The 12,310-nt window shown below is 35.7% G+C and carries 12 protein-coding genes and 4 pseudogenes; 15 read left to right on the top strand and 1 reads right to left on the bottom strand.

Annotated features, from left to right (window positions below):
• Window positions 1-365 precede the first annotated feature (365 nt).
• The 15 genes and pseudogenes from LRP81_RS22130 (at window position 366) to LRP81_RS22190 (ending at window position 11,567) form a co-directional block, all read left to right on the top strand.
• Window positions 366-743: a serine hydrolase gene (locus tag LRP81_RS22130; protein ID WP_317987112.1), complete on the top strand. Its 378-nt coding sequence runs from the start codon at window positions 366-368 to the stop codon at window positions 741-743.
• On the top strand, window positions 718-909 hold the full coding sequence (locus tag LRP81_RS22135; protein ID WP_230505224.1) for a hypothetical protein: 192 nt from the start codon (window positions 718-720) through the stop codon (window positions 907-909). The genes LRP81_RS22130 and LRP81_RS22135 overlap by 26 nt, the downstream gene beginning before the upstream one ends.
• Before the next feature lie 897 nt (window positions 910-1,806).
• Window positions 1,807-3,623: pseudogene (ltrA, locus tag LRP81_RS22140) on the top strand (group II intron reverse transcriptase/maturase).
• A gap of 542 nt (window positions 3,624-4,165) precedes the next feature.
• Window positions 4,166-4,615, top strand: coding sequence for a MarR family winged helix-turn-helix transcriptional regulator (locus LRP81_RS22145; protein ID WP_230505226.1), 450 nt, complete (start codon window positions 4,166-4,168; stop codon window positions 4,613-4,615).
• Window positions 4,616-4,667: 52 nt separating this feature from the next.
• Window positions 4,668-5,000, top strand: a complete 333-nt coding sequence (locus tag LRP81_RS23410) for an NAD(P)-binding domain-containing protein (protein ID WP_317987110.1) — start codon at window positions 4,668-4,670, stop codon at window positions 4,998-5,000.
• A 35-nt stretch (window positions 5,001-5,035) separates the two neighbouring features.
• Window positions 5,036-5,188, top strand: a pseudogene (locus LRP81_RS23555) (monooxygenase); the annotation flags it as partial.
• Window positions 5,189-5,728 carry an NAD(P)/FAD-dependent oxidoreductase gene (locus LRP81_RS22150; protein ID WP_399208214.1) on the top strand — a complete coding sequence of 180 codons (540 nt, stop codon included), beginning with the start codon at window positions 5,189-5,191 and terminating at the stop codon, window positions 5,726-5,728.
• Between the two features lie 101 nt (window positions 5,729-5,829).
• A complete protein-coding gene (locus tag LRP81_RS22155; protein WP_230505228.1) occupies window positions 5,830-7,218 on the top strand; it encodes an FAD-dependent oxidoreductase in 1,389 nt (462 codons plus the stop codon).
• Between the two features lie 57 nt (window positions 7,219-7,275).
• Entirely contained in the window at window positions 7,276-7,485 is a 210-nt protein-coding gene (locus LRP81_RS22160; protein WP_230505230.1) for a hypothetical protein, read from the top strand.
• Window positions 7,486-7,543: 58 nt separating this feature from the next.
• Window positions 7,544-8,038 carry an arsinothricin resistance N-acetyltransferase ArsN1 family A gene (locus LRP81_RS22165; RefSeq protein WP_230505232.1) on the top strand — a complete coding sequence of 165 codons (495 nt, stop codon included), beginning with the start codon at window positions 7,544-7,546 and terminating at the stop codon, window positions 8,036-8,038.
• A gap of 458 nt (window positions 8,039-8,496) precedes the next feature.
• Window positions 8,497-8,841: an ArsR/SmtB family transcription factor gene (locus LRP81_RS22170; protein WP_230505234.1), complete on the top strand. Its 345-nt coding sequence runs from the start codon at window positions 8,497-8,499 to the stop codon at window positions 8,839-8,841.
• A 9-nt stretch (window positions 8,842-8,850) separates the two neighbouring features.
• Window positions 8,851-10,152, top strand: coding sequence for an arsenic transporter (locus tag LRP81_RS22175; protein WP_317987111.1), 1,302 nt, complete (start codon window positions 8,851-8,853; stop codon window positions 10,150-10,152).
• 20 nt (window positions 10,153-10,172) lie between these two features.
• Window positions 10,173-10,592 carry an arsenate reductase (thioredoxin) gene (gene arsC, locus LRP81_RS22180; RefSeq protein WP_230505236.1) on the top strand — a complete coding sequence of 140 codons (420 nt, stop codon included), beginning with the start codon at window positions 10,173-10,175 and terminating at the stop codon, window positions 10,590-10,592.
• A 177-nt stretch (window positions 10,593-10,769) separates the two neighbouring features.
• Window positions 10,770-10,946 (top strand): annotated as a pseudogene (locus LRP81_RS23595) (YunG family protein); the annotation flags it as partial.
• 75 nt (window positions 10,947-11,021) lie between these two features.
• Window positions 11,022-11,567, top strand: coding sequence for a GNAT family N-acetyltransferase (locus LRP81_RS22190; RefSeq protein ID WP_230505238.1), 546 nt, complete (start codon window positions 11,022-11,024; stop codon window positions 11,565-11,567).
• 173 nt (window positions 11,568-11,740) lie between these two features.
• On the opposite strand, the pseudogene LRP81_RS22195 reads toward LRP81_RS22190, so the two are convergent.
• Window positions 11,741-12,310, bottom strand: a pseudogene (locus LRP81_RS22195) (IS110 family transposase); the annotation flags it as partial.

Consider the following 12,310-nt stretch of genomic DNA (forward strand, 5'->3'; position numbering starts at 1 on the left):
TATATAAACAGATGGATGTAATTTGAAACAACTATAAAGAGCCTTGCTACGTAGAATGTAGTAAGGCTCTTAGCTTTTAATAATCAAAATTCAATAATTATATTATCATTATACATTATTTTGGTAAGCAGTCTTATTCTGCACACGCTAGAGATGTGAAAGAAGACACTCAATTCCACGTTGCTTCTGTTCGCAAGACTTACATTGGTTTTGCTGCTGCTTATACTATATACAAAGGTTAATTTTCTATTGATGATCCAATTGGACAGTATGTTGAAAACTCTCAATTACCCGCATATAGTGGGGTAACTATTCATCACTTGTTAACCCATACGCATGGGTAAAGAATAGCAAATGGAAGACTAATAAATGAATTTAAGCCTGGTGAATCATGGGCATATAAAGGGCTAAGCATAGATCTGTTAACAACCATTATCAAACAAACAACAGGAAAATCGGTGGCAGACATTGTAAAAGAACAAGTCATTGACCCCTTAGACTTCCAATCATCAGAGTGGAACAAGATGAGCTCTCCACATTCAAAAATTGCTGATAGTATTCGAAACAAAGATAATCCTTATTGGATTGAGACGGATGTAGTAGATGACTCTGACATGAATATGTATGTTTCTGGAAAAGAGCGCTATATGGGGTTATCTTCACTTAACAGAAGGGAAATGGGGTGGAAAACAGCTAATTCCCAAAGAAGTTTTTCAGATGGAAACATCCATTCAAACTCCTGAACCGACACTACCTATTCACCAATATGGTTTTTTATGGTTTGTTAAAGACTTGAACCATTCCTTTAATCAAATCGGTGATGCGGTTCCAAAAGGATCGTATCAATTACTGGGCTATACAAATGTAACGATTCTCATCATTCCTAAGGAAAATATTGTAGCTGTATGAATGTTTAATCGTTATGGCTCTCCAAAAGGTTATGATTTTCTAAAGGAAATTCGCTCTTTTGGTGACACTGTTTATCACTGTTCTTTAAAAGCGAATACAAAGTGAGTGGTAGCTTTCAACAATTGGGCCAGATTGTTGGTGCGAAATGTTCCTGACTCAAATGAAATGTGGACACACAATTTCGGTAAAGGTCAGGCAGTTTTGGAGTTCTAAAACTGAAGGGTTATGTCGAGGAGTCGAATGAGGAGGTAACGCTCCAAAAGGCTCCCCCTGCGTCGAATAGCACGTTGTTTAGTAAGAAGAAGTGTGTTATAAGCTCGGTTAATAGGCGTGAGAATTTACCGTAACAGTAAGGCTGACGAAAGCCTACCCGATGGGGTGGTGTAAATCATGGTGCTTGGGTTGAACAGATATGGTGAGAATGCGACGAAATAAAATAAGAAAGTATATTGCTGACGAACTTCTGAATGTACGGGTCTAGACTGGCATTATATAGAAATGTATTTACTACTAAATGTAGGGTTAGCTTTGGATGAGTAAGAATCAACAATATAAAAATCCATCTTGTGTTACAGGCACACGCTATGCTAACAGGCTCATAGGAAGCACCTAAGTTTGTTCCATAATAGACATAATTCAACGTTGTAAGCTGATAACGTGGAGAGCTTACTCTCTATGAAGCGTTGAAAAGGAAACTAGTCGTGAGATTAGCGACTATATAACTTTTCTTTATATCAGCGAAAGTAGTGGCACAGTACCATTGAAGCGTGTAATGAACGTGGAGGGATAGCCACTAGACTAATAAAAGATTCATTCAGCCATGCAAGGCAGTTCTTCAACGATTAATAAGGTTCTTGTAAGACTAATAGAGGTTCAGCTCCTAAAGGAGCCACCAACTTGTTAAAACGAAAGAAACTGAGACACAATGAGTATTATGATATGCAACATTATTTTGATTCTTTATATGCTCAAAGTGCTAATGGTCAGAATTTTTATGGATTACTAGACTTAATGCAATCCGATGAAAATATACGGTTAGCTTATCGGAATATTAAACGAAACACTGGCAGTAAAACTGCTGGAGATGATGGATTAACGATTGAAGATATAAACCGATTATCTGTATCTGAGGTTGTATCGACGATACAAAGAATGTTTGAATACTATACACCCCAAGCCGTCCGGAGAGTATTCATTCCTAAGGCAAATGGAAAAACTCGACCTTTAGGAATTCCCACTATCTGGGATAGATTGTTCCAACAGTGTATCTTGCAAGTACTTGAGCCGATTTGTGAAGCGAAATTCTATAAACATAGTTATGGTTTTAGGCCAAACCGCAATACACATCATGCTAAAGCTAGGTTTGAAACACTCATTAACCGAGCATGCCTATATCAATGTGTTGACGTCGATATAAAAGGGTTTTTTGACAATGTAAATCATGCCAAATTAATAAAACAAATGTGGTCTTTAGGTATTCGAGACAAGGCATTGCTTTCCATTATCTCACGTCTTTTAAAGGCTGAAATTATTGGGGAAGGTTTCCCAAAGAAAGGTACACCCCAAGGGGGGATCTTATCACCACTTTTATCTAATATCGTATTAAACGAACTAGACTGGTGGGTTAGTAATCAATGGGAAAGCTTTGAAACACATAAGTTATATAAATCAAATCTCGGCAGATATAATGCGTTGAAACAATCTAATTTAAAACATTGCTACATTGTGAGATATGCAGATGACTTTAAAATTCTTTGTCGCACTCGTTCACAAGCAATTAAAATGTATTATGCAGTGAATGATTTCTTCAAACAAGGCTTCGCCTTGAAATTAGCGAACAAAAATCAAAGGTAGTCAACCTAAAGAAAAACTCATCAGAGTTTTTAGGTTTTCGTTTTAAAGCCCATCTGAAAAAGACAAAGAAAAGGACTCTCTATGTCGCTCGCTCACACATGACAAAGAATGCGCTCAAAAATGCACAGATAAAAGTAAAACAAACAATCAAAGAGATTCAGAAACACCAATCGGTTGAGAATGTTTGGCGCTTTAATACAGTTATAATGGGAATCCAAAATTATTATTCAGCAGCTTCACACATCACTGATGATTTAACTGAGCTGAACTATCGTCTTCATAAAGCGTTATTTAATCGTTTAAAAGAATTGAGAAAAGAAGCTACGTTTCAGGACTTTCCAATATCCTTACAGAAACGGTACAAGGGATATGAGTGTAAGCTCTTCAAAATAAAAGAAATGGTACTTATCCCAATTCATGCCCAACGTTGTAAGATAAATCTGAACTTCTCTCAAACTATTTGTAACTACACTACCGTAGGTAGGGACAAAATTCATCAAAATTTGCGAGCAATCAATAAACAAACGCTTACTCGTGTGATGAAACAGTTCATACCGAGCCGTTCCATCGAATACAACGATAATCGGATTAGTAGATTTATTGCACAATATGGGAAATGTGCTGTTACAGGAGTTGAATTAGGAATGGATGAATGGCATTGTCACCATAAGACACCGTACCATCTCACCAAGGATGATTCATACGGAAACTTAATGATATTGCATAAATCTGTCCATCACCTTATACATTTGAGAGATTTAGAGAAAATAGAAGTGCTTTTAAATTCACTCAAGTTAAATGAAAAGCAACTTACAGAAGTCAATAAATTGCGTAAGCAATGTCTGAACGAAGCTATCTGATTCTCCTTTGCATAATCATAAAATCTTGAATGAATTGGATTAGTTGGAACGCCGTATGCTGGGAAACTCGCCTGTACGGTGTGAAGTGGGGGAAAAGCTGGCGATAACTTCAAAAGCTTACCTATCACTATAATAAAACTTGGTGATAAAGGTTGGTTATAGTGATAGTACCCAATTTTCTGTTAGGTTAATGGAATATACAGGATTATCACCTACAATGCATAGAAAGTTATTATTAAACTAACGAGAAGCGTTGGTTTAGGAAGGATTAAGTGATTTAAGTTAAAAACATTTGTAGTAATTCTAATAAGGCACGCTATCCTGCAACAAGAGTTAGCGCTCTTATTCATATTGGATAAAATGAATAAGAGTTTTAAGGGCATTTTCAGATTATGAAATTATAAAAATTGTTGTCAAAAAGAGGGTGCTTCTATCTCAACCGTCACCAGACAATTTAATATAATCGATCGTTACTCAAACCTTTTAAAAAAACTTGCATTTTACAAGTTTATTGCATATAATATGTTTAAGGGGTGAAAATATTGGAAAATCTTCGAGGGATGTTTCAAGTAATGACACGTCGCTTTGGTTTACTTAATAAAAATTGCTGCAATGTTGGTGATTGCGATATATCCCTCATTCAAAGTCACATTCTTCATGAAATAGACATTCAACATAAGCCTTCTATGCAACAGATTGCGGAAATATTGGGAACAGATATTACTACTTTTAGCCGGCAAGTCCAATCATTAGTAAAAATGAAACTAGTTAAGAAAACACCAGACCCAGATGATAAACGGATTAGTATTCTGTCTCTAACGACTGAGGGGAAATGTATATCTGCAACAATCGATCAACAAATGAATTCATTTTTAAATGAGGTTTTTTCTCAAATGAATGAGTTTGAAAGAGAGACAGTAATCCGTTCCATTCACTTGTTAAATAACGCAATGGCAAAGTCCAGTGTATGCTGTAAACCAATACAGGGGTAGTTTCCCTGTCTCTAATACTTGCAAAATGCAAATAACTTAAAGGAGAATTCGTATGAGTAAAGTTTGGGATGCAATTGTTGGTGGGCAGGCTGGTCTTGCTACAGGATATCATTTGCAAAAGAAAGGGCTAAACTATTTAATCTTGGAAACAGGTGAACAGGCTACCGGTTCCTGGCCAAAATATTATGACAGCCTTAAATTATTTTCCCCTGCAAGATTTTCATCATTACCAGGATTGAAGTTCCCCGGAGATCCTGAGCATTATCCTTCAAAAATGGAAGTAATTGATTACTTAATGAATTATAAAAAGCACTTTAAACTGTCTGTTTTGACCAAGCAAAGGGTCATATTCGTAAAGAACAAGGCTAATGTGTTTGAGTTTTAACAGAATCTGGTGAGATTTTCCATGCTTGGACTATTATCAACTCAACTGGTTCGTTTAATAATCCATCTATACCTTTTATAAAAGGGCAGGAGACTTTTAAAGGAAGTATCATTCATTCATCAGAATATAGACAACCCGACTTTTTTAATAATCAAAGAGTAATCGTTGCAGGGAGCAGGAATTCAGCTGTGCAAATCGCTATCGAACTAGCAGAAGTAAGCAAAACAACTTTAGCAGTAAGGAGGCCAGTTCAATTAATAAGACAAAGATTCTTTGGAAAGGATCTCCACTTTTGGATAAGGGTTATTGGGATAGATACTTTCCCTTTTTGGCGACTTGGTAAGAAACCACCGATTTCGAATGCTGTAGCCAATCTTAACTGTTACGAAGAGCAATTGGAAGCTGGGGAGCCTAATCAAAAAACCATGTTTATTTCTCTTTATGACTATGGGGTAATTTGGTCAGACGGAACTAAAGAACAGGTTGACACAGTCATCTATGCCACTGGTTACCGCAATAACCTAGATTACTTAAGCAACCTAGGTGGTCTCGATTCCGAGGGAAAACCTCTACAAATTGCCGGAATTAGTACATCGGTGCCGGGTCTATATTATGTGGGGCTAGAAGGTCAGCGAACATTTGCTTCTGCAACTTTAAGAGGGGTAGGCCCTGATGCAAAATTTATCGTTCGAAAGCTAAGAAAATATTTGCAATCTACTATATCTTGAATGACTAAAAAAGCATTTACTGTTTTTTCTAAAGTCATTATATACAAAAGAGTACTAATACTGCATTTTAAATATTTATCAGAGGAAAGAGGAGATTAATTATGACTAAGACAAATAACATCTTATCTAGTGGAAGCGATTGCTGTGGTACAAATGTTACCTTAACTCAAAGTAGTGAAAAAAGTAATAAAACTAGTAAATTACCCGTTGCGATTATAGGTGGAGGTCCAGTAGGTTTAGCAGCAGCAGCACATTTAGCAAAAAGAGGAATTCCGTTCATTCTATTAGAAGCTGGTCCCAAAATAGGTGCTAACATATTAACTTGGGGACATGTTCGATTATTCTCACCATGGCAATACAATGTTGATAAAGCTGCAAAAGACTTACTAAATGCGAGTGGGTGGATTCATCCGGAATTAGAAAACTTACCGACTGGTAAGGAGTTGGTAGATAAATATTTGCAACCATTAGCAATGTTACCTGAAATTAAACCATACGTATATCTCAACCATAAAGTTTTATCTATCGTCAGAAAAGATATAGATAAAATGAAAACAGCAGATCGGGAAAGTGCCCCATTTGTAATCTATACTGAAAATAATACAGAGTACAAATCATTTGAAGCTAGCGCAGTAATAGATGCTACGGGTACATGGGGAAATCCCAATCCAGCTGTATCTAGCGGAATTTGGTTACCTGAAGAAAAATCGCTTCATGATAAAATATATTATGGTATTCCAGATATAACAGGTAAGGAAAAACAACGTTTTGCCAATAAAAGGATAGCTGTAGTTGGAGGCGGCCATTCAGCCATAAATGCCTTATTGGATTTAGGAAAATTAAAAGAGTCCTATCCCGAAACGGAGATTTTATGGGTGATGAGAAGGCAGCGAGCTGAGGATGCTTATGGCGGTGAAGAGAAGGATGCACTAGAAGCTCGTGGCCTTCTTGGAAGCAGAATTCATCAACTAGTAGATGACGAGAAAGTAAAAGTATTTACACCATTTCGCATCCAATCAGTAAAAAATTCAAATAATGGAATTGAGCTATTAGGCAGTCAAAGTGGCAAACAGAGTATCATTGATGGAATCGACGAAATGATTGTTAATACAGGAAGCCGTCCAGACTTTTCAATCATAAATGAACTTCGTACCGCTATAGACAATCCTACTGAAAGTGTAGAAGTATTAGCACCATTAATCGACCCTAACATTCATAGCTGCGGTACTGTCCGACCTCATGGAGAAAAAGAGTTAAGACAGCCTGAGAAAGATTTTTATATAGTAGGTGCAAAAAGTTATGGGCGTGCTCCAACCTTCTTGATGGCGACAGGATATGAACAAGTTAGATCAGTGATAGCTTATATCAGTGGTGACTTGGCAGCTGCTGAAAGATTGGAATTAGATTTACCAGAAACAGGTGTCTGCAGCGTCAATCTGAATAGTAAAAGTTCCTCGTGTGATGAACCTGCTTCTTCTTGCTGCAATTAATAGAGTGCAATGAGGAAGTCTGCACTTTCATTAAAACCTAAAATAGAGGTGAAGCAAATGACAATTAATCATGCTGGATCATTAGAAAAAGAATATTTCATTTCATATATGAAATTAGTAATGAATGCTTTTGGATGCTCGATAGAGGAGGCTAAAGATAAAACCTTTGAAAGGCTGTTTCATTTCAGGGAAAATGAAATGGGTCATGAAACCTATACACAATTTCTCTTGGCTTATCAAGAATTAACGAAACTTGTTAATGACTAAGAAAGTCGATGAAATATGTTTAATAACTTAATTAAACTATTTGAGGAGAGGAACTTTAATGATAAGTGAAGCAGTAGTTCGCAGAGCCGAAGAGTCGGATTTAAAAGCAATTATGGAAATCTATAATCAAGGGATAGAAGATCGGATAGCCACATTAGAAACAGAGATTAAAGATCATTCCTATATAAAAAAATGGTTCGACCATCATCAAGGCAGATTTAGTATAATTGTTGAAAGAAACAAGATAATGGGGTGGGCTTCTTTAAACCCATATAATAACCGTTGTGCTTATGAAGGAGTTGCAGATATTTCTGTTTATATTTCTAGGGATTTCAGAGGAAAAGGAGTAGGCGGGAAACTTCTTTCTACTTTGGAAACGAAAGCAAAGGAGAATCACTTTCACAAGTTAGTATTGTTTACATTTCCATTTAATGAATTAGGGCAAGGGCTGTATAAAAAAATGGGGTATCGAGAAGTAGGAGTATTCCAAAACCAAGGTATTTTAAATGGGAAATATGTCGATGTTATGGCTATGGAAAAACTTCTGAAGTGATACAAACAGAGGGATTGTTAGAAATTCGGCTGCTAATTAGCAGCCTTTTGGTGTTTCCCTAACAGTTATTAGAGATTACTTTGAAAAACATTTTATTTTAAGCAAACTACATGAAGGCTTTGCTTTTCATACTGAATGCCGAAAAACGAATAAATTAAAGAAATTACTTGTATAATAAATATAAGTATAATATTATATAAGCAATCAGTTATATTATATTAAATTATTTGGTTAGGAGTGACACTCTTGTTACACTCTATTATGCCGCCATTAATATTCGTCCTTTTTATATTATTTTCATCACTTTTCTTATTATGGGTTTCCGAAGGAACTTCCGTTAGATCGGCTTATTTGAATAAATGTAGTAAACTATTTAAAAAGAAAGGAAATAAAGAATTACGTTAAGTGTATAAGTTAATTATTATATATTTATATACATAATTATTGGAGGTGTTTTTATGAAAGTTTCAGCTATTGATGTAGACAATACAGCAATGATATTAAAATTGTTAGGTGATAAGACCCGTTTATCAATGGTGAAAATATTAGATACCCATGACTGCTGTGTTTGTGAATTTGTCGAGATTTTTAAGGCAAGTCAACCTGCAATTAGTCAGCACGTGAGAAAACTGAGAGATGTTGGTCTTGTTCGGGAAACTAGAAGGGGACAATGGATTATTTACTCTTTAAATAAAGAAAGTGAATATTATCCAATACTTAAAAGTCTTTTTGAACACCTTCCTAGCCAAGATGAAAAGTTACAAGAATTAGAAGAAAAGGGATTACGTATTTCATGTAATTAGGAGGAGTGTGTGTTAGTTTCAATCGTATTAGCATCATTGATTTTTATAATAACTCTTATTTTTGTTATATGGCAACCGAAGGGGTTATCCATCGGATGGTCAGCATGTGGAGGAGCTGTTCTTGCCTTACTTGTTGGAGTAGTAACCTTTCATGATGTAATAGCTGTTACATCTATCGTTTGGAATGCAACTTTAGCCTTTATTGCCATCATCATTATCTCGTTAATTCTCGATGAAATCGGATTTTTTGAATGGTCCGCATTGCATATGGCAATGGCAGCAAAAGGAAACGGTGTACGAATGTTTGTATACGTTTCGATTTTAGGAGCAATTGTTGCTGCCTTCTTTGCAAATGATGGTGCAGCATTAATTTTAACTCCCATTGTACTGGCAATGGTTCGTAATCTGAATTTTAACGAGAAGATGGTCTTTCCATTTATCATGGCCAGTGGATTCATTGCAGATTCTACCTCTCTACCCCTAGTTGTCAGCAACTTAGTAAATATTGTTTCTGCTGACTTCTTTGGAATTGGTTTTATTGAGTTTGCGTCTAGAATGATTGTACCTAACTTATTTTCACTTATCGCAAGTATTCTGGTTCTATATCTATTCTTTAGAAAAAGCATTCCTAAAAACTATGATTTATCTGAATTAAAAAAGCCACAGGAAGCTATTAAAGACCCTAGAATGTTTCAGTTATCATGGATAATCTTAGCCGTTCTTTTAGTTGGTTATTTTGCAAGTGAGTTTATTGGTGTCCCTGTCTCATTTGTAGCAAGCATAGTAGCCATAATTTTCTTGTTAATTGCAAGAAAGAGTCCAGCTGTAAACACGAGAAGCGTTGTAAAGGGGGCACCTTGGGCGATTGTATTTTTCTCTATAGGAATGTATGTAGTGGTTTACGGTTTACGAAATGTAGGACTAACCAGTGCCTTAACAGATGTCATTCAATGGACTGCAGATCATGGTCTATTTGCAGCTACTATCGGTATGGGGTTCATTGCAGCTATTCTTTCATCCGTCATGAACAACATGCCAACGGTAATGATTGATGCTTTAGCAATTGCGGATACGAATACAAGTGGAATAACTCGTGAGGCATTGATTTACGCAAATGTAATTGGATCTGATTTAGGTCCTAAAATTACTCCGATTGGTTCACTAGCTACGTTACTTTGGTTGCACGTACTATTGTTAAAAGGAGTGAAAATTTCGTGGGGAACCTACTTTAAAGTAGGAATTGTTCTAACCATTCCAACCTTGTTTATTACATTAGTTGGCTTATATATGTGGTTACTTATAATTCATTAATTAAAAAGGAGATATCACCTATGACTAAAAAAACAATTTATTTTTTATGTACAGGAAACTCTTGCAGAAGCCAAATGGCAGAAGGCTGGGCAAAATTGCATCTTGGAGAGGAATGGGAAGTGAAAAGTGCTGGATTAGAAGTTCACGGCCTCAATCCAAACGCAGTAAAAGCGATGAAAGAGGTTGGTTTGGATATATCCAATCAAACATCCGATACGATTGACTCGGATATACTCAATCGAGCAGATTTAGTCGTTACACTTTGTGGTCATGCAGCAGATCATTGTCCTGTTACTCCTCCACATATCAAACGTGTACACTGGGGGTTTGATGACCCAGCTAAAGCAGAAGGTACTGAGGAGGAAAAGTGGGCGTTTTTCCAACGAGTTCGCGATGAAATAGGAATTAGAATTAAAGAATTTTCCAAAACAAACAAATAGATATTTGAGATAATGATACAAAGTCCTGGTACTGCAGTAGTTGGTATTACTAATTCTTTTATTGTAACCACAATGGACTTTTGTGTCATTTTTTTGACACAAAATACTGACACCCTATTCGCCAATAAAGGACCATTTTATCAAAAGTGAATTTATTGACTATCTGAAGGGTGGCACTTTTACAATATTATTCAAAATACACGGTATGATTTTACAGAGTCTCAATTCAATGAGAGTATAAGTTATGAAGATATGCCTTCAAATAGAGAAGAAGCTTTCATTGATACCAACTTTACTCAATACAACTATCTAAAAACTAGTGTTTTAAAAGAACTAGGTAAAACTGAAAAGTAACTTTTCTTATTATAAAACTTACTTTTACAACAATCTTGGAGAAAGATTTGTAAGATATCAATCGAGGAGATTTAAATGGAGCCCAACATAATTTTCCTTTCAAATGAAATAGTATCTTTAAGAGAATTCACCGAAGCTGATTGGATTGATGTTCACAAGTACGCATCACAATATATTGTGTGTAAATATCAACCTTGGGGGCCTAATACAGAAGAGGACTCACAAGTTTTTGTTAATCAAATAATCAGAGATGCAAGCAGTGCAGAGAGAACCAGGTTTGCATTTGCGGTATTATATAATGAAAAGATGATAGGATCCGGGGAAATTAACATTAGAGATTTCACTAATAAAGTTGGGGAAGTTGCATATATTGTCAATCCTGATTATTGGGGAAAAGGTATTGCAACGGATATTGCTAAACTACTAATTAATTTTGGATTTAAAAAACTTAATCTTCATCGCATATATGCAACCTGTGACCCTAGAAATGTTGGCTCAGCAAAAGTATTGGAAAAAGTGGGAATGATAAAGGAAGGCAGAATTCGTGAAAATCTGTTAATAAAAGATGGTTGGCGAGATTCTTTATTATATAGTGTTCTAGAACACGAATGGGAGAAATAATATATTTCTTTAAATATCTTGAATTCCGGTCTTCCGCAAAACCAGCTAATAGTTGTCTACAATTTTCATTAAAAAGATGAAAGATTAAATGATATACTAATAATGAGTATGCCAAAGAACCTTCCTATTTCTCAATATTGGAAGGTTTTGTTTTATATTGTTAAATGTAGCTATTAAGCTAATTCTTGGAAGGTTGTATTTAAAAGTGCATAAATCAGGTGTAAAAGCTTATTAGCACATGCAATGATTGCTACTCTATAAGGTTTACCTTCATCGCGTTTTTTATCGTAAAACTCTCTTAATTTCTTGTTTCGGGGTATAACAGTTTCGTTCGTCTTTTGTTTACGGGCATCTCGAATTCCACAGTACACAGCCATATATAGTGCTTGCCTTAACCTTCTAGATCCTCTCTTCGTTATGCGATTGTTGGTTGCTGTAAATCTTCCTGAAGAGTATACACTTGGATCTATTCCTGCAAAGGCAACTAACTTTTTAGGGTGATTAAACCGATCTATCTCTCCAATTTCGGAAATGATTGTTGCCGCAATCTTTTCTCCGATACCAGGGATAGTCTGGATAATCTTCTATTCTTCAATTTCTTTAGCGAGGGCATTTATTTCTTCTTCTAGTTGTGATAGATGCTCTTGATATGGAAGAACGATGGTAATAAACATCTTTAGGTTAAAAATATGGCTTTCATACATATTGTTTTGAAATGGATTTCGTAATGCAGCCTCCATAAG

It is taken from the genome of Sutcliffiella rhizosphaerae, assembly GCF_917563925.1.
Lineage (GTDB): Bacteria > Bacillota > Bacilli > Bacillales > Bacillaceae_I > Sutcliffiella_A > Sutcliffiella_A rhizosphaerae.

Excerpts from the sequence above, each read along its gene's own strand:
- LRP81_RS23410 (WP_317987110.1), top strand. The coding sequence starts at position 4,668 with ATGAGTAAAGTTTGGGATGCAATTGTTGGTGGGCAGGCTGGTCTTGCT.
- LRP81_RS22170 (WP_230505234.1), top strand. The coding sequence starts at position 8,497 with ATGAAAGTTTCAGCTATTGATGTAGACAATACAGCAATGATATTAAAA.
- LRP81_RS22165 (WP_230505232.1), top strand. The coding sequence starts at position 7,544 with ATGATAAGTGAAGCAGTAGTTCGCAGAGCCGAAGAGTCGGATTTAAAA.
- LRP81_RS22190 (WP_230505238.1), top strand. The coding sequence starts at position 11,022 with ATGGAGCCCAACATAATTTTCCTTTCAAATGAAATAGTATCTTTAAGA.
- LRP81_RS22135 (WP_230505224.1), top strand. The coding sequence starts at position 718 with ATGGAAACATCCATTCAAACTCCTGAACCGACACTACCTATTCACCAA.
- LRP81_RS22160 (WP_230505230.1), top strand. The coding sequence starts at position 7,276 with ATGACAATTAATCATGCTGGATCATTAGAAAAAGAATATTTCATTTCA.
- arsC (WP_230505236.1), top strand. The coding sequence starts at position 10,173 with ATGACTAAAAAAACAATTTATTTTTTATGTACAGGAAACTCTTGCAGA.
- LRP81_RS22155 (WP_230505228.1), top strand. The coding sequence starts at position 5,830 with ATGACTAAGACAAATAACATCTTATCTAGTGGAAGCGATTGCTGTGGT.